18 protein-coding genes are annotated in these 16,548 nt (G+C 54.1%); 9 read left to right on the forward strand and 9 right to left on the reverse strand.

Annotated features, from left to right (window positions below):
- Positions 1–587: 587 nt before the first annotated feature.
- The 5 genes from TCELL_RS03670 to TCELL_RS03690 all read right to left on the reverse strand — a co-directional run bounded on the left by TCELL_RS03670 (position 588) and on the right by TCELL_RS03690 (position 5,609).
- Entirely contained in the window at positions 588–1,799 is a 1,212-nt protein-coding gene (locus TCELL_RS03670; RefSeq protein ID WP_052307209.1) for a hypothetical protein, read from the reverse strand.
- 150 nt (positions 1,800–1,949) lie between these two features.
- Entirely contained in the window at positions 1,950–2,474 is a 525-nt protein-coding gene (locus TCELL_RS03675) for a hypothetical protein (protein ID WP_014737373.1), read from the reverse strand.
- Entirely contained in the window at positions 2,471–3,442 is a 972-nt protein-coding gene (locus TCELL_RS03680) for a helix-turn-helix transcriptional regulator (protein ID WP_014737374.1), read from the reverse strand. Before TCELL_RS03680 ends, TCELL_RS03675 begins: the two co-directional genes overlap by 4 nt.
- Positions 3,443–3,491: 49 nt before the next feature.
- Positions 3,492–4,235, reverse strand: a complete 744-nt coding sequence (locus TCELL_RS03685) for a hypothetical protein (protein WP_162097831.1) — start codon at positions 4,233–4,235, stop codon at positions 3,492–3,494.
- 123 nt (positions 4,236–4,358) lie between these two features.
- On the reverse strand, positions 4,359–5,609 hold the full coding sequence (locus tag TCELL_RS03690) for a hypothetical protein (protein WP_014737376.1): 1,251 nt from the start codon (positions 5,607–5,609) through the stop codon (positions 4,359–4,361).
- Between the two features lie 83 nt (positions 5,610–5,692).
- Between TCELL_RS03690 and TCELL_RS03695 the strand changes: the two genes are divergently transcribed.
- The 5 genes from TCELL_RS03695 to TCELL_RS07315 all read left to right on the forward strand — a co-directional run bounded on the left by TCELL_RS03695 (position 5,693) and on the right by TCELL_RS07315 (position 9,924).
- Entirely contained in the window at positions 5,693–6,310 is a 618-nt protein-coding gene (locus TCELL_RS03695) for a hypothetical protein (RefSeq protein WP_014737377.1), read from the forward strand.
- 26 nt (positions 6,311–6,336) lie between these two features.
- The gene (locus TCELL_RS03700) at positions 6,337–7,938 is read left to right on the forward strand and encodes an NAD(P)H-hydrate dehydratase (RefSeq protein WP_420834839.1); all 1,602 of its coding nucleotides are present in this window, start codon (positions 6,337–6,339) and stop codon (positions 7,936–7,938) included.
- A gap of 39 nt (positions 7,939–7,977) precedes the next feature.
- Entirely contained in the window at positions 7,978–8,136 is a 159-nt protein-coding gene (locus tag TCELL_RS07485; protein ID WP_014737379.1) for a hypothetical protein, read from the forward strand.
- A 5-nt stretch (positions 8,137–8,141) separates the two neighbouring features.
- Positions 8,142–8,711 carry a YkgJ family cysteine cluster protein gene (locus TCELL_RS03705; RefSeq protein ID WP_014737380.1) on the forward strand — a complete coding sequence of 190 codons (570 nt, stop codon included), beginning with the start codon at positions 8,142–8,144 and terminating at the stop codon, positions 8,709–8,711.
- A 190-nt stretch (positions 8,712–8,901) separates the two neighbouring features.
- Positions 8,902–9,924, forward strand: a complete 1,023-nt coding sequence (locus tag TCELL_RS07315) for a hypothetical protein (protein WP_014737381.1) — start codon at positions 8,902–8,904, stop codon at positions 9,922–9,924.
- 33 nt (positions 9,925–9,957) lie between these two features.
- Here the strand turns inward: TCELL_RS07315 and TCELL_RS03715 are convergent, their stop codons facing one another.
- Positions 9,958–10,770, reverse strand: coding sequence for a D-aminoacyl-tRNA deacylase (locus tag TCELL_RS03715; protein ID WP_014737382.1), 813 nt, complete (start codon positions 10,768–10,770; stop codon positions 9,958–9,960).
- Between the two features lie 68 nt (positions 10,771–10,838).
- Between TCELL_RS03715 and TCELL_RS03720 the strand changes: the two genes are divergently transcribed.
- From TCELL_RS03720 to sfsA, 3 genes are all read left to right on the forward strand, one after another.
- Positions 10,839–11,582, forward strand: coding sequence for a tRNA(Phe) 7-((3-amino-3-carboxypropyl)-4-demethylwyosine(37)-N(4))-methyltransferase (locus TCELL_RS03720; protein WP_014737383.1), 744 nt, complete (start codon positions 10,839–10,841; stop codon positions 11,580–11,582).
- A 61-nt stretch (positions 11,583–11,643) separates the two neighbouring features.
- Positions 11,644–11,979: a methionine--tRNA ligase subunit beta gene (gene metG / locus TCELL_RS03725; RefSeq protein WP_157864748.1), complete on the forward strand. Its 336-nt coding sequence runs from the start codon at positions 11,644–11,646 to the stop codon at positions 11,977–11,979.
- 33 nt (positions 11,980–12,012) lie between these two features.
- Positions 12,013–12,732 carry a DNA/RNA nuclease SfsA gene (gene sfsA / locus TCELL_RS03730; protein WP_052307211.1) on the forward strand — a complete coding sequence of 240 codons (720 nt, stop codon included), beginning with the start codon at positions 12,013–12,015 and terminating at the stop codon, positions 12,730–12,732.
- Between the two features lie 83 nt (positions 12,733–12,815).
- Here sfsA and TCELL_RS03735 read toward each other — a convergent pair whose 3' ends face one another.
- The 3 genes from TCELL_RS03735 to TCELL_RS03745 are packed head-to-tail and all read right to left on the reverse strand — an operon-like array spanning position 12,816 to position 15,836.
- A complete protein-coding gene (locus TCELL_RS03735; protein WP_014737386.1) occupies positions 12,816–14,192 on the reverse strand; it encodes an acetate--CoA ligase family protein in 1,377 nt (458 codons plus the stop codon).
- A 59-nt stretch (positions 14,193–14,251) separates the two neighbouring features.
- Positions 14,252–14,836 carry a metallophosphoesterase family protein gene (locus tag TCELL_RS03740; protein ID WP_014737387.1) on the reverse strand — a complete coding sequence of 195 codons (585 nt, stop codon included), beginning with the start codon at positions 14,834–14,836 and terminating at the stop codon, positions 14,252–14,254.
- A 1-nt stretch (position 14,837) separates the two neighbouring features.
- Positions 14,838–15,836 carry a hypothetical protein gene (locus TCELL_RS03745; RefSeq protein WP_162097832.1) on the reverse strand — a complete coding sequence of 333 codons (999 nt, stop codon included), beginning with the start codon at positions 15,834–15,836 and terminating at the stop codon, positions 14,838–14,840.
- 2 nt (positions 15,837–15,838) lie between these two features.
- On the opposite strand from TCELL_RS03745, the gene TCELL_RS03750 reads away from it, so the two are divergent.
- The gene (locus tag TCELL_RS03750; RefSeq protein WP_014737389.1) at positions 15,839–16,543 is read left to right on the forward strand and encodes an HAD family hydrolase; all 705 of its coding nucleotides are present in this window, start codon (positions 15,839–15,841) and stop codon (positions 16,541–16,543) included.
- The last annotated feature ends 5 nt before the right edge of the window (positions 16,544–16,548 follow it).

The raw sequence follows: 16,548 nt of genomic DNA on the forward strand, positions 1-16,548 counted from the left end.
CCTTCAACGAGAGCCTAGCCTGGGACGTCCTAGACTGGAGCGGGTTTAAAGAGAACATTGTCTTGTTCGACGTCGACCTCGTCCACAAGGGGGTCAAACAGGTTGAGAGCTACGAGAAGACTAATGTAATGCTGATCAAAGACCTGTACTATGAGCCGGTGACCATGATCCCCGTGTTCTATGCGTACACCTACTCTATTCAGTCGCCTAACGGAGATGTGATGGTGAGAGTCAGCCTGAACGGCCTTTTCTCCACACTGAACTTGACGTCAATTGTAAAGAGGGATGTGGTTTCGATTGGTGTCGGGAACGAAACGGACATTGTAATAAGGGTCGACAGGCTAGTCCGCGACAGGTTCGGCGTGGAACAGGTCAACAGTACCTCGATCAGGCTCGTTTTCAACGATCTCACCCCCGTGTTTATCCAGGTAGAGATACCGCCGAACGTGGAGTTGAAGTCGAACATAGGTTTCACGAAGTTGAGTAGTGGTCCTACAGCGTACTACGTCTACGAGGGGGTTGTCTCGGGCGATGTCCTGTTTGATTTCGGCGAGAGGGTGTCCCTCTTGAACGGGAACCAGACCTCCTTAACCGGTGGTGTAGGACTCCCCATGAGTACTAATGTCGGCGACCTCGTCTTCACCGCCCTCGTGGTCTCCCTCTCCGTCTACGTTGCCTACCTCCTCGCGGACAAGATCTCTCGGTCTCTCTAGCGTGTCTGTCCCCCCTTTCTTAAGCTTCTTGTAGTAAACAGACAAGGGGTTCCTCCCGTCGCACCGGTCTAGAATAGGGCAGACCCCGAGAGCCTTTAGTTTGTCGCAACTATATGGCATGTACTTCTTCCTACCGCCTCTCAGGCCCGCCAAGTGCTCGACCTGGTAACGCGTGATCTTCTCGTTGAAGTCGGGTGCGTAGCTGAATAGTTCCACGACCTGGTCTACTTCGAGACCTATGTTAAGCAAGAAAGTAGCTATGAGGAACCTCTCGGCGTGGGAGACGTTCTCGCCCTGCCTTAAGCGCTCAATAGCCCTCTTAACGCAGGGAGGGAAGGCATCCTCCTTGACAACCTGTACTCCTTGCTCACTAGCGATGTCAGAGGACGCAGCCCCCTTCACTTGGGCGATTTTCCGCGCCTCTTCCAGCAGTTTTTGGTCAACCCTCAACGGCTCCAAAGCCTCGAACGTCTTAAGCACGTGCTGGTATATCGCCTCCTCCAACACTCTCGTATAGGTCTCCTTGTCGAGGTAGACCCTTCCCTTGGACACGACGTTGCTGGATATGTGGTATTTCTTGTCCTGGGAGAGCCTTGCGGATACTACCGCTAGGTAGGACTTCAAGCCCATAGAGAAGCTCAGGGCTCTGTACACCACAGTCCCCTTCTTCAAGTGGAGGGGGATCTTCTGGGGCTGGTTGTTCAGCTCGACGTCTAACCCGAGCTTCTGCCCTATACCGACCAGTGTCTCGTCGTCAAGCCCTTCTAGCAGACCACCCGCCTGCTTAGAGTACGCTACGGCGATCTTCGTGTAAAGCCTTCTCTCGGCCAACGACTTCGCCAACATGGCGAGAGCGTAGTAAGCCGCGACCTCGTGTTCGAGGGGTAGGCTGGGCTCTGCTGGGATTCCCTCAGTTACGATCTTGTCGAGGTTATGGAGCACCTTCAAGCGTATAGGTGAGTCCTCTTGTTCCACGAGCTGCTCTAGGGGTGCGCCTCTTAGTAAGTCTGATAGCTCTTCTCGCTTTATTAGAAACGGGAACTGCCTGTAGTCGATAACCCGTCTCCTCGGCATGCCGCTCTTCAACTCGTAATGAAGAGTTCAGCGCTTTGGCCCCACATCACAGTTCAGGAAGACCTCTTGTGAGGTCCCCTTACATCATCAATCTTACCTTCATACTCTTCGAGAGTTATAACGTTTAGCGCCTCAGTGTTAATCACGATCAAACGGGCCACACTACCTTAAGTCGAACACGATCTCCTCTCTCCCCGGCAATCTCGTCCCCCTCGCTACCGTGAACTTTACCCCCCGACCCTCGAGCACGACCTCGTATGGGGCGTTCAATGAGGCTCTAACGAACCTCGCATTCTCAGGGAAAACCCAGTATACCGTGTAGTCGTACTCGGCGGTCTCCTCCTCGTACTCGTTCAAGTAGTGGTTTAGCCCCTTTCTCAGCTCGCCCTTGAACACGATCTTAAAGACGATGTATGCGAGGCTCTCCAGCCCAGCCACGCCAATGTCCACATCTTTCACTACTGGGTAAACTCTCTTGTTGTTGATGTACACTCGCTCCTCGTCGAGGAAATACTGCATGTTCCTGGCGAGGAGCTCTATCTCTCTACCACGTTTAACAGGGTCTTTGGAGATCTCGAGGTACAGTCTGCCTGGGTCGGAGTAGAGAAACACTATTGTTTGGTCCACGAGGCCCGAGTCGTGTACGTGGAAGAAGCCGTAGCCGTAGATTGGCTGGAGCTCGCTCATTTCTTCAACCTTTTGTAAAGAAGCTTACCTTTCTCGGTCAGCTTCAGGACGTTGTATTTCCCTACCCGCTCTACTTCGACATAGCCTTCTTCGAGCAACCTCTTGACCCTCCTACTGATACTGGACTTGGGCCTCTTCGTGATCGAGACCAGCTCGCTCTGTCTAAGCCCCTCTTCGCCAGCGTCGCCTAGGGCCAAGACTATCTCTCTAACCACGTCATCCTCCTCGAGCCTCTTAGGCGGCAGGGTCTCCACCTCTAGCCGTCCCCGCCTCAGGTAGTACAGGAGGGTGGCAGCTACCGTGCCAGCTAGGAGAGCAGCTACTACCCAAACCCACCAGGGCGTTGACACGGCCTGTGCTCCGCTGGACGGCTGAGACACCTGGTTTATCGGTACTAGTAGTATTACGTGGTAGAGCCCGGGCGAGCTAAACGTTATCACTGTTGTGTTGGCGGAGTAAGAGGTAGATACAGCCTCAGTGGGGGAGTCGAACCTCCTAGCGATGACCTGGTAGACCCCCGGTATGGTAATTGTAGACGTAAACGAAGTATTACGGAACATCGTGAAGTCTAGTACACCCTCGTACGAGCCCGGCGTTAGTTCCTGGAAGAGGTCGTAGAGCAAGAGGTAGACGTTAACGGTCGTCGACGAGTTGACGACGAAGTCGAGGATCCCCGTAGAGGAGTTGAACAAGGGAGGTACGAGCACAGCGGCGGGGTTTGAGAACGTCGCGTTCAAGAAACTGGCGTTGGCGTAAGACGGGTTGACCAGCTGTATTGAGAACTGAGTCGCAGTATTGACGTCTATATTGAAGGTAATACTCGCGTAGCCGCTCCGTGCCAGCGGGTCGTACATTATGTAGTACGTCACATTGCTGATAAGGGGGCTTGAGCCGAGAGCTGGCGCAGCGGTCAGGAGGTTGGCTACAACCAAGAGAGCGGAGAGCACTGTGGCCGCCTTTCTCAGCATGAAAGCCCCGTCTCCCTTTACGCTAAGTAAAAAAGTCGTGTAAGGAAATTTAAGCCCTCTTCCTGGCCAGTACTACGCCTATAACCCCGAGGACTACCAGGACGACCAGTATTACAACTACTAGCGCGGGGTAGGCCAACCGGGGGCCCTGCGTTATCGAAGGGGTAGTAGTTGCCGCTGGCGGCTGTGCTGGTGTTGTAGGGGCTGAAGTGGTGGTCTGAGGGCTTGTAGTTGTGGCAGTCATAGCAGGAGACGTCGTCGTAGGGGGTGTGGTGGGCGAAACCGCTCCCTGAGTGTAGACGGTGAGCGTGAGGATTAGTATTCCCCTCCCGTCAACGTGTATGTTTGTAGTGTTGGACGAGAAGTCCAGCCTAGTAGAGCAGGGGAGGCCTACACAGCTCACGTTGTAGAGGCCTGGGACGTAGATGTCTACGCTCACGCTGCCCGGCATTGCCGAGGTGTCGAGGGTCACGGAGTAGCTACCCGGCACCAGGGTTGTCATGAGGTCTCTTATACTGTAGGTCAGGGTGAAGCCGCTTGTGTTATTCAAGAGGACGGTGACCACGTTAGCCTGCTGGTCGTGGAAATATGGTAGTGGAGCGCCATTGCTACTCGTGACATTCAGTACTGTGATGTTACTTCCCGGCAACAAGCCTATAGTAAAGTTCACAGGTGTGGCTACTACACTACTGAAGACTATATTGTAGGTTACGACCCCTGCACCCGCGATAGGGTCGTACACTATTCGAATGCCTATGCTAGAGACCTGCTGTGATAAGGACATTCCCGGCAACAGTATAATTATTGTTAAAAAACTCAAGGCAAGTAACGACGAACTTTTCACCTTTAGTCACCTTGTTATAAGAAGGGGGATTAGGGTAAAAAGATTTAAAAAATAGTATGTGTCAATCCGCACTTAGTCCTCGTTTTCCAGTTCGTGTTCTACCTCAACGTGGACTTCGTGTATTTGGTTTTTGATCTCCATTTTTAGGTTGAACTTGCCATTGGTCAGGTTGCTAAGGTAGTTGGATATCTCGTCAATTATCTGCCCTAGTGTCTTGTTCTGGCTTAGCCCGCTCTGTATGATCTGGGCTATGGCGTTCCTGAACTCGTCCTCTCCTCCCTTAAACTTGATCTTTATCTCCTTCAACATGCTGCTCTGGTTAGTCGCGTTCATTACCATGTTTTGTACGAGGTTCTTAATGTACTCCTCGACCTCGCCCTTCACCTTGAGCTTCCACTGTAGCGCTATTTCTCTGACCACCTTAACTACCTGCTCTGTCTCGTTGGCCTCGCCAATTTCGATCTTGGTTATCACGACCTCCTTAAGGCCCTCTGGCAACTTCTCGAACACTTTTACCAGCGTCTCCCTGCCGAACTTCTCTTTGAGGAGTAGCTCGTCTATGTGGTGAACTGTGGGTAGCTTTAGGTCCTGGGCGAAGACGCTGGTCACGAGCAGGCCGTAGGCCTTGACGTAGGTGTGGTAGGCCTTAATAGCCAGCCTGAAGGCCAGCGAGATGTTACCCGCTGACAGGTTGGACTGAGCGTACGACAACAGTTTGTCGCCGAGCTCCGTCAGGTTGTTGAGCCCGGCGGGGACCGTCAGGTTCCTAGACTGGGCTGTCGAGACTGCCTGCGTGAGTATCGACTTCAGGTCTGAGGCCAGGTTTATGACGGCAGTGGTCATTTGCTCGCTAGTAGCGTTCTGGTTAAAGAGGGCGTCGAGCGTCTTACCCAGTACTGGGTAGGCCAGCGGAACAGCGTGACCGTAGTGGATCGCGGCAACGATCGCCATCACAGCTGCCCTCTTGGTTAGGTTCTCGCTACTGAGGTTGAGGGTCCTCTCCAGGAACCTGTCACCGAGGTTGAGGGTCACGTTTGCAGCTGTCACGTTGTGTGATATCTCCCACTCGAACAGCGGGTAAGTCACGTTCCTTACGTCGTAGGCTAGCTTCAGGGCCTGCTCAAACGTTATGTTGAACGCCGGTCTCACGGCGATTGTCCCGTTAGCGATCTCGACCTCAACCTCTTCCTCGTGGTTGTCGGGGGCTCTGTACTGGTCCTGTATTTGCGCGCTCGCGAACGGGATTGCCACTAGCCCTAGCAATATGCCTGCTAGTATTAGGAGACCGCCTAGGCTTACCAACCAGGCTTTCACACCTACCACCTGGGCTCCACTTAGGGGGACCGTTTTAAATAACCCCTCCGCCCAAAATCTAATTGGAACCGTTCCACACTCAGCTGGAACGGTTGATCACTTTGACCTGGAAGTACGACGAACTCTATAGTTGCCCTCTGACCCTCCTACTGGACGAGTTCCCTGTAGGCCGGAGCAGAGCATACGTGGTGGTCCAGTCCTTGAACTACAGGGTCAACATCCTTAGGAGAGGCGGCTCTTACAGGGAGGTCTCCAACGTCCCCAAACTATTCGACGCGGAGCTTGTCCTCGAGGCTTGTAGGGCCGTCTCAAGAGGGATCGACCCCAAGTCGATAAGCGACCCGCTCGTGAGGGTCGTCGCGACCTCCTTCTTCTACGGCGGGTTCGGCGTGTTCGTTGACACTGCCGAGGGGGAGACTATCCCGCTACAGCTCGAGATGGTGTCTCCGCACTTCTACCTGTACTACGAGAGGTCGAGAGGCGATAGCTTGGACCTAGACACCTGGGTCAGAGTCGGAGCTCACCTAAGATCCGGCTTTGACAGCATCGTGTACGACCTCTGCGGTAGGAAGATGGAGTGCCGAGGGGGTACATACCTGGTCTGCGGCTCGCGTGGGTGTCTTGTTGTATCCCGGCAAGAGTTTCCAGGGGAAGACCGCCCGAGGATCTTCGTTGACAACGCCCCCATGCGTCACGTAGTTAAAATCTAGGTTAATAATGTAGATCTCTCGTGAGAGTGGCCTGTTTGAGGTCCTTTAAAGTCGTAAGCTCGAGGGAAGCGAGGGAGATCGACGAAAAGGCCAGTAACGAGTACGGCCTCGACAGCGAGTTGCTGATGGAGGACGCGGGTTCTGCCGTGTACGAGGTTGCTAGAAGGGAGTTCGGCTTGAATAACAGGTTCCTAGTTGTAGCGGGGACGGGGAACAACGGCGGGGACGCGCTGGTGGCTGCCCGGAGGTTGTACTCAGCCGGGGCCGAGGTGCGCGTACTGGTCGTTGGAGACCTAGCCAGGGCTGCAACGCTTACGTTAAAGAATCTGGAACGTGTGCGGAAGATGGGTGTTAAAGTCACGGTTGTGTCTAGTGAGAGAGACCTCGAGGTGGTGAGAGGCGAAATAGAGTGGTCAACTGTATTGATCGTCGGGATTTTCGGTCTGGGGTTGAGAGGTGAGGTCAGGGACTACAGGCGGAGCGTGATCGAGGCGGTTAACAGCTCCGGTAAGCAAGTTGTAAGCGTTGACATACCCTCGGGGGTTAACCCTGACAACGGGAGGGTGGAGGGAGTTGCCGTGAAGAGCACTGTGACAGTGACGTTCGGGCTCCCCAAGTTCGGGAACGTCCTTCACCCTGGGGCCTACTACTCGGGGAAGCTCTACGTCTCGGCCCTCTCTTACCCTCCAGCCCTTCTCAACTCACCTGATATCAAGGTAGAACTGAACTACCCGGTGAAAATTCCTGAGAGGCCTAGGTGGGGTCACAAAGGCACTTTCGGCAAGTATCTCCTTGTAGCAGGGTCGAAGTACTACTATGGAGCACCTTACTACGCCTCCGTGTCCTTCTACCAAACTGGAGGCGGTTACGCTAGGCTGGTGGCCCCGAAGTCTGTTGTTCCTGTACTGGCAGCGAAGGCTAGCGGTGTGGTGTACATACCTGGAGAGGAGACAGAAGAGGGGTCCCTATCGTTGTCGAACCTCGAAAAAGTATTGACGATAGTTGACGAGGCAGGGGTAGACGTAGTAGCAGTAGGTCCAGGTCTATCAACCAATAAGGAGACGATGGAGCTTGTCGCGAGGGTTGTCAGCGAGGTAAAGGTACCAGTTATAGTGGACGGAGACGGACTCACAGCACTGTCCGGTAGGCTGGATCTGCTCAAGTCTAGGACGAAGCCGTCGGTTCTAACCCCTCACCCCGGGGAGTTCTCGAGATTGACAGGTCTCTCTATTAAGGAGATAGAAGGCGACCCCGTGGGTCACGTAAGCAGGTTTGCAAGCGAGTACAATGTGTACGTCGTGTTGAAGACCGCCAGGAGTGTGATAGGCCTCCCCGACGGCAAGGTCTACATAAACTTGACGGGGAACCCAGGTATGGCCAAAGCCGGCATGGGTGACGTCCTCGTCGGGGTGATCGCTGGCATTTTCGGTCTCGGGCTTAGAGACGTCGGGCAGGCTCTGAGAGCAGGTGTACTAGTGCATGGGTTAGCCGGGGATATCGCTGCCGGCGAGGTGGGCGAGGACGGCGTCACACCCGACCTAGTCTTACAGACCCTCCCCCGGGCGGTCAAATTACTCAGAGAGAACCCTGAGGCGGTCGTTGACCGCTACTTCCCCATACAACTATAATCTGTTGTAACGAATTAGCTTACTTGAAGGCGAGAAGGGTTGCCGGGTGAGGGCAAGAAAGAAAGAAGGGCGCTCAAGGGCCTGATCGTCGACGAGGACGTCATCATACAGTACAGCCTGGGATCTCTTAGCGAGTCTTCATGCTCCTCCTGCCCTCTCAGGGGGTTCTGCCCTGTTAGGAAGTTTAAGAGAGGTTAGGATAGTTGTCCGACAGGCTTCTCAGGCCCGGAGACAAGATCCGGTTCAAGTGCGGGAGGAGCGGTGTCTGCTGCTCTAGCGGGCCCAACGTCTCTCTCACAGTGTACGACATTTGTCGCATATCCAAGTACCTGGGCGTCGATTGGAGAGAGCTAGCGGGTAAGCTGGTCTATGTGGTGGTAGCCGACTACGTGCCTATACCTGTCCTAAGGGGCTTGAACAACAAGTGCGTTTTCCTGGACTACAAGAACGGCGCTCCCACGTGCACCATTTACCCGGCTAGGCCTATGAGGTGCAGACTCTTCCCGTTCATCCCGGTATCCCCCGGGAATAAAAGTGTCGTAAGAGTCTCGAGTATATGCCCGAGCGTTGGGAAGGGTCCCCTAATAGAGCCGCCGTGGAGGTTATTGGAGCTCTACTACCAGGAGGTCAAGGCCCACTACAGTAAGGTCATGGAGCTAGTGATGAACGGTGGGCTGGACCCTGTCGAGGCTCTCGAAAAGGCCCTCGACGAGGTCTGCGAGAAGGGTGAGGACTGGCACTGGGACTTGAAAAAGCTGGAGGAGACATGGTGACTCAGCCAGGGGTTCATACAACGGCATTGCGGCTGCTAACCAGCGGCAGGGCGTCATCATCCCGTGTGACGATTAGTTTAAACGACGATATTAACCTATCTCTCCGGGACTGCATTGTGGGCTTGTTTCTCGTTTCCAATACTTGAAGACTAATAACTAGCCCCCTCTTTATTATTACTCGGTGTGTTGGTTGCCAATAGGGGTCATCAGCGAGGTCTACAAGGGAAGCCTAAACGCAGACCTCCACTACGTGTTCACAGAGGTCAATAAGGTGTTGACGACCGCAGAGGGCTCGAAGCTAAGCCACACCATAGACATCCCCAAACCAGTAGGAGTGGAGTCCCTATACGCGATGCTCGAACTACTAGTTGAGACAAGTTCGCCGTGGATCGACTGGAAAGTGAAGGTTAACGGTGTTAACGTCTCAAAGGAGTTCAAGCCGGCAGTCTCGATAAGACATGGAGGCAAGTTCGTACACAAGCTCATATACGACGTCAAAAGTGTGCTCAACACCCCCGAGTCCGTTAGTAAGGCCCGTGTTCACATGACCATCAGGCACGAAGGCGGTGGCGATGCCGTCTTGAAGTCTATAGGCTTTATTGTCGCGTACAGCCAGTCGGACGCATACACGACACTGAGGCAGTACTCGGGCTTGCTACTGTTGGACAAGGGGGAGAGGTTCAGGATGAGCGAGCTATGCGAACACGGAGGCTCGAAAGTTGATATAGTAGCCTACTCTCCAGCCCCGACATATGTTACCCTTAGCAACGGCTCCAGCTCGAGGAGGTTAACAGCTAAGGGGCTGATAAACACTCAGCTGGACAGCGAGTTCTGTGAGGTACTCGAGCTCTCCAATGAGGGTCTTAGCCCTCTTTTCGTGCTCAACGTGTTGTCGAGCAGCGTCCAAATTAAGAGAGCCTCTCTCAAAGTCACTAGGGTGGTTCCAGTCGTCACCGACAGGCATCTGGGCTTAAGAGTAGAGATCGCCAACGTGGGAGAGACGATGCCTGATGAGGCGCTTCTGATAGTCCTTGATAAGGGTTTCGTGAGAGGTGTCAAGAAATTGACTCCCCCACCACCAGGCGGAACAGTTGAAGAGGTCGTCGGGATCCAGTCCGCTCAAAGACCCGAGTCAATGACTCTAAGGCTTGTCTGGAAAAAACTGGCTAGGACAGACTTCGAAGACGTACAAGTGAGCATACCGAGTGTTTAGACAACAAGCTATCACCCGTGTACAGATCCCCGATTATATGTATACGACCTCCAGTCCCCTACTGGTCGCAAACGACTCTATCATCATCCTGTGCTCCAGTCTAGTGCTCTTCTTCTCTACCACGATGAGCTTGACCGACCCATAGGTTCTCTTGATCATTCGTTCCAGTACCTCAGCTGACAAGTACTCAATTGCGTACTTCGGCAAAAGGTGTCCGAAGCAGACATTCTCTCTAAGCGAGTACTCCGTGTGTTTCCACGGGTAGTGCCCGCCCCCGATCCCGATCGCAGGCCTGCACCCAACCGGCCCACTCTCGAGGAGGCTGGCCACACTCTCGGCTAATATCTCTTGGTTCACTTCGTCGACCCACTCGGTTAGCGAGCTACCGATCTCGACGAATGTCAGCGGCTTCTTCAGGCTGGTCGGTCCGTGGTGTGTAGCCTCGTAGCTAACCCTGTACTCGCCTAGTCTACCCTTCATCTCCGCTCTCTTTACCAGCTCCCTGAGGAGACCGAACGCCACCACTGGGTTAGCCATACCCAGCTCTCCAGGTCTACCCCCGTAGAGAGCTTCTCCGCCGAAGTTCCCTGTGTGGTGAACCGTGTAGCTCTTGACGCCGGCTTGTGAGGAGTGCCTAGACAGTACGATGAAGTACTCTGCCTCCGGCAGTGCATCGTCAAGGAAGTCGAACTCTATTACGTCTTCATCGAAACCGGCGACCGTCACTCCGGGTCTAGACCAGCACTCTACAGCTCGGCACTCCGCTATCTTAAAGCCGAGGCGGACAAGTTTAGCAGCAGCCCCCGCACCTGCCGGGTCGTTGACGCTGTAAACAATGCCGATCAAGCCGTACGCCTCTTGTCGGTGGTTAATATCCTCTAGTAATTATTATGTTGTTAAATAAGTGAGCGTATTTGGTCGTCGACAGTAAGTCGTGGTACAAATTTAAGAGGCAGCTGTGGTCTAGGCTGTGGGAGGACTTGGAGATAGGGTACCTCGACAAGGACCTCCTACCAGTCCTCGTGTTGTTCAACCTCGACAGGGACGTCTACACTCTGAGTAGTTGCAGTGGGAGGATCGTTGTAAGCGACTCTAAGTACCCGTGGAGCAGAGAGGAAAGCAACATCGTGCTCAAGAAACACGTGCCACTAGACTACTCGGATTTGGACGCCCTACTCAAGAAGCCGGTCGTCAGGAGGCTCTGGCTAAACGCGACCGGCCCCGTCATACACTTGTCCACGAGAGACCTTCGTACAGCGGCTTACGTCCTAAAGGTGGCGAGGCTTGCCGGGTACAAGCACAGTGGAGTGTTGAGCGTGAACAAGCACAAGGGCATTATCGTCGAGCTGACTACTGGGGTTCGCTTTAGTACTTTCCTAGCGGAGACCGGCAACTCTCTCGAGGGTGACGACGTGAGGAGGCTTGTGGAGAAGGCGAACGAGATACTGCTTTACGGGAAGCTCATGCTGAACAGGCTATACGAGGTCGCTAGAAGACACCTGCCGCGTGTTGTCGACGAAGAAGTGGAAAGGCAAGTGAAGGCGCGGGGAGGACTATTAGACAAGTCACCGGAGGAGATATTCATTGACATGATGCGCCGGCTCAACCAGTTCAATTACATAGAGGCATACAAAAGAATCGCCTCTGGACTAAGCTAGCAGTAGTTTAAAGGAGAGGGGAAGAGTATATATCTCGAACCCTACATACATTCACGTGGTGATCGGCTTGAGTAATGTGGTGGAGTACGAGGACTTCGCTAAACTAGACCTTAGGGTGGGGCTAGTGAAACACGCCGAGAGGGTTCAGGGCAGCAAGAAGCTGATCAAGCTGGTCGTCGACCTCGGTGAGCTAGGCGAGAGGCAGTTGGTAGCAGGGCTAGCCGAGTTTTACAAGCCCGAAGAATTCGTAAACAAGTACGTGATCGTAGTCGCGAACTTGAAGCCGAAGAAGATCTTCGGGCTCGATAGTCAGGGTATGATCCTGGCAACAGACACCGAGACACCCGTACTCTTAACTGTCGAAAAGCCCGTTAAGCCGGGTAGTCGTATCAGGTAATGAGACGTCGACCGAGCCTAAGCCGGTGACAAATTGCTTCAAGTCATGAGACTGGGCGACCTAGTGTGTTGCAGTATCATTAAAAGGACTACGAGGTTCACTGTCGAAGTCGAGGTCAGCGGTTCCTTAACTACCGCCTACACCAACAACACGGGGAGACTCCTAGGCTACCTGACGAGAGGTAGAGTCGGCTACTGCTTGAGAGCAAGAGGTGGCAAGCACCCGCTGAGGCTCGTGGCTGTCGAAGACGGCGAGTACGCAGCGCTCATAGACACGAGGCTTCAAGAAGAGGCTTTTGCGGAGACGGTGCGCCTAGGCTGGCTTCCGTGGCTTGCGGGTTGCTCTATTTTAAAGAGGAACCCCAGGGTTGGCAGCACAGTTTTAGACCTCATGCTGGACTGCCAGGGTAAGAGCACGTTCGTTGAGCTGAAGAGTGCCGTGATGAGGCTGGAGGAAGAGTTTGCCGCCTACCCCGACGCACCGACCGAGAGAGGTAGGTTGCAGATCGAACTTCTCGCCGAACTCGCGAAGCAGGGGTTTCGCTCAATCGTTGTCTTCATCGCAGGCATACCTCACGCCAGGGGCTTCAAGTTCTACTGCGAAGTAGATAGAGAGATCTGCAGAGCGGTCCGGAAAGCGCTAGAGGCCGGGGTGGAGTTCCGGGGCGTTAACTTGTTCATGGACGTTAAGGGCAACGCTATCGTTTTGGGGGATGCCGACCTTCCAGTGGACTTATCGTGCTGCGTACAATAGTAAACGGCGAATAAGGAGCCGACAGGTATAGAACACGGCGGATAAGCAGACCGGTATCAGTTGAGAGAAACGGTAGAACAAGGCTAGGAAGCGCTGGCAAGCCTCTCCTTAAACTTCTTGTACTTCAACATCGCGGCTAGACTGCCCACAGCCCGCTCGGGGCTCGGGTAGGCTGGGATACCGTTTTTGTTCATCAACTTGATGGCCTTTGCTACGTCCTCTCCTCCAACAAAACCAGCTATCAACGGCTTCGTCATCGTCTTCCTCGCTTCAATCAACCTCTTCGCGAGGTCAACCGGGTCTAGGACGGCAGTCCTACAATACAGAACTATGATGTTGTCGACCTCGTCAGAGTTCTCGAGTATCTCTAACGCCTGTACGTAGTTGTCTGCTACAGCCCCTCCTGTTAGGTCGACCGGGTTCCTAGCACTTCCAAACCAGGGCATTGTCTTCTTCAGTTTCTCCTTGAGAGTGCTACTGGGGTCTACCAGGTGAACACTGTGGAACTCAGCGGCATCTGTGGCGAGAACACCTACACCCCCGCCGTTTGTGAGTATGATCGTTCGGTCGCCTCTGGGGAGGTCTAGTAGGGAGAACGCCCTCGCCCAGTCGAACATCTCCTCTATGGTTTCAGCCTCTAGTATCCCTGCCTGCTTGAAAGCCGCCTCGTACACTTTGCCACTACCTGCCAGACTCCCAGTATGGCTAGCGACGGCTACCGACCCCCTAGCAGACTTCCCGGCTTTGATCAGAATCACCGGCTTCTTCATGATTACTTTCTTCATCTCCTCAATGAAGACCTTTCCTGACCCTGGCTTCAGGCCCTCGAGGTAGATCGTGATAACTTTAGTGTTCTCGTCGTCTGCTAAGTACTTCGAGATCTCCACGATGTCCAAGTCGCTCATGTTACCGAGACTCACAAGGGCCGCCATGCCCAGCTCCTCCATTAGAGTCCAACCCATCAACGCGATACCGAGGGCCCCACTCTGCGTCAGGAACGATATACCCCCGGGGGCTATCTCCTTCGGCCCGAAAGTGGCGTTGATCCTGTTGGGCGTGTAAGCGTACCCGAATATGTTGGGGCCGAGAACCCTCATGCCGTACCTCCTCGCGATCTCGACGAGCCTGCGTTCGCCCTCCTCGTTCCCTGCCTCGGAGAACCCGGACGTTATCACGACCAGGAACTTCACGCCTTTCCTCCCACACTCTTCAGCTACTTGAAGGACCTTGTCAGCGGGTACTGTGATGATGGCCACGTCGACTTCGTCTTCTATCTCTAGAACGCTCTTGTAGGCCTTTAAGCCCAGTATCTCCCCCGCCTCCGGGTTGACCGGGTACAGCTTGCCCTTAAACCCGTAATCGACGAGGTTCTTTAGGATGATGTGACCTATCTTCTCGGGGTGTCTACTGGCGCCTATCACGGCAATGCTCTCTGGGTTGAACAGCCTTCTCAGGCTCAATACTTAAGCACCCGCAAAGCTCTTACGGTAACTCCTTACACAGATAGAGGATTATATAGTCATATTTGCGACCGTAAATGACTGTTCAAGTACGTACCGGTTACAATTACGGGCTCGGGTGGGCCTAGGTCGATGATCGCGTAGGACCCGCGCGAGGCGTCGCCCAGGCACACGAATTTGCCGAGGCGCCTGGTCTCTCTGCAACTCGTGATCAACACACCGCGAGGTCTAGTCCTCGCTACCAACCTGTCCACGAGCGGGCTGGTCAAAGCGAGCCCCGGTTGTACAGACTCGGGAGGGGCAAAGTATGTTACCAGTACGTCTACTTCCTCAGCATTACGAAGCCTCTCGAGCAGCGGGTTGTAACCGATGTTGAGCACTTTTTTACCCCCCAGTTTCACCACTACCGACTCAACGTACTCTCCATAGTCTTTGAAAGCCCTGACAACGCTCTCGTTGTCTAATCTACCAGCGAAACCCATCACTCTCAGACCACAGGACTCCGCGAGGTACCTGACTATAGTAGGGCTCTTCACGTCTCCGGCCAAGAGTGCGACGTCAACGCCCTCTTTCAGGGACACTAAGCACACGAGGCGTGCTAGCGCGTGGAGACCCCTGAGCCCGTGTACTACCAAGACCCGCATTTCAACCAACCCATACAACGCTCCCCCTATACTCGTGACCTCCGACTAGGACCCTACAGTAGCCGGCAGTATCACTGCACTGTAGAAGTCCTCTCGCAACAGCCTTCCCCCCTTCGTAGAAGAGGGGAATATACGTGGCTTCGAAAGACACCACCTCGCGTATGTCCATTGGCGGCGCGGGCCCCTCCACTAGAATCCACCTGGTCACTCTACCGGTAGTAGGATAGTTGAGAGCGTCTAGACCCCCTTCGACGTCGACTTGAACCGCAACTATACCCATGGTCTTGAAGGAAGGGAGGTTTAGGAGACTACCAGGTACCCCGGAGTTGTAGATAATAGAGTACTCTCTGCCATGGAAAACACCCCTCCTGTAATTCCGGTAGTATTTCAGAACCTCGTTTTTGGTTAGGCCCGTCGCCACCGCGTTCGCCTCAGCCCACAAGCGTAGTCTAGTGTCACTGAACGGTTGAAAGTAACTCTTGTTCTCCGACACGAACTCGATCACAGAGGCCGAGTCGCGCCAGCCGTAGACGATCATGTCAACGTCGCTCGTCTCAGGGTTGTGTATAGAGGGTAGCACCGAGCCGGTAACACCGAGGCTGTTGAGGCTTGTTACCTGGAGTAAAGCGTGGATCATTGAGGCGGCAACTACTTCAAGCTTGTCCCTCACTCTAGTCAATAGGTCGCGCGCTCTCAAGACGGGATTGTACACTCTCTCTATTTCGAGTTCTCCGACGTAGGGGACAGCCGAGTCATAGAACGGTACGAATACCTGCTTGAGAGCGTGCCTCCTGACCTCGACTGGGTCGTACTTGGTCACGACTCGCTCTAGGTGTGAGAAGCTGTCTCGCCAGGGGGTCTCCGCCGTACCCGGGCAGTACTTCACGTAGGACAGTACAGCATACCTCTCGTGGTTGTTACCTACGACGACAGCGTAGCAGTTGTTCCTAAGCCTTAAATAGTAATGGTCTAATACCGTGTCGTATAGCAAGTGTGGCACCTATGGATCCATCAAGTGTACTGCTGGCTTTAGACTATGACGGGGTCCTGGTAGACAGCTATAGGGGTGTACTCGATTTCTACATGAGGGATCTAAAGGAACTGATCGGTATTACAAGAGAGGAGGCAGAGTTCTTGTTGTACATGGAGTTCTTGGGCGAGGGGGTCGGGTTGATGAGAGAGGACTGGTGGTTTAAGTTCATACCACGCCTGACACAGGAGCTCTTCGACGACCTGATCACGAGGTACTGGGAGAGGAGGATCGAGAAGACGGTTGTCCTGCCAGGTGTTGTCGAGTCGCTGAAGAAGGCGAGAAGAGAGGGTGTCTTGATCGCCCACGTTGGCTATAGGGACGATATTTACGGCTTGAAGAGGGAGAGGCTAGCCTACGACGGGCTGATAGACCTCTTCGACGAGGTGGTGGTTGTCGGGGAGGACTACCCTACCAGGCACGATGCTATCGTCAACTTGATTGACAGGTACAGACCCGGGAGAGTCCTCTACGTGGACGACAAGGCACAGAACCTCTACGTTATGAGGAACCACCTCCCCCCAAACGTGGAGCTCTACAAGGTCTCGTTCACATCACTCTTCGACTTCCCCTGGAGGAACCCGGGAAGAGTCTTCAAGGAGTTCAAGAACATCTACGAGGTAGTCGAGTACGCGGTCGGAAAACGTGAACGGGCCGGGAGACAGCCTTTAGCGTAGCGCTC

Source organism: Thermogladius calderae 1633, assembly GCF_000264495.1.
Lineage (GTDB): Archaea > Thermoproteota > Thermoprotei_A > Sulfolobales > Desulfurococcaceae > Thermogladius > Thermogladius calderae.

What these genes read in the sequence shown, in the direction of transcription:
- TCELL_RS03740 (WP_014737387.1), bottom strand. Translation starts at nt 14,836, where the DNA reads ATGCGGGTCTTGGTAGTACACGGGCTCAGGGGTCTCCACGCGCTAGCA.
- TCELL_RS03675 (WP_014737373.1), bottom strand. Translation starts at nt 2,474, where the DNA reads ATGAGCGAGCTCCAGCCAATCTACGGCTACGGCTTCTTCCACGTACAC.
- TCELL_RS03750 (WP_014737389.1), top strand. Translation starts at nt 15,839, where the DNA reads ATGGATCCATCAAGTGTACTGCTGGCTTTAGACTATGACGGGGTCCTG.
- TCELL_RS03680 (WP_014737374.1), bottom strand. Translation starts at nt 3,442, where the DNA reads ATGCTGAGAAAGGCGGCCACAGTGCTCTCCGCTCTCTTGGTTGTAGCC.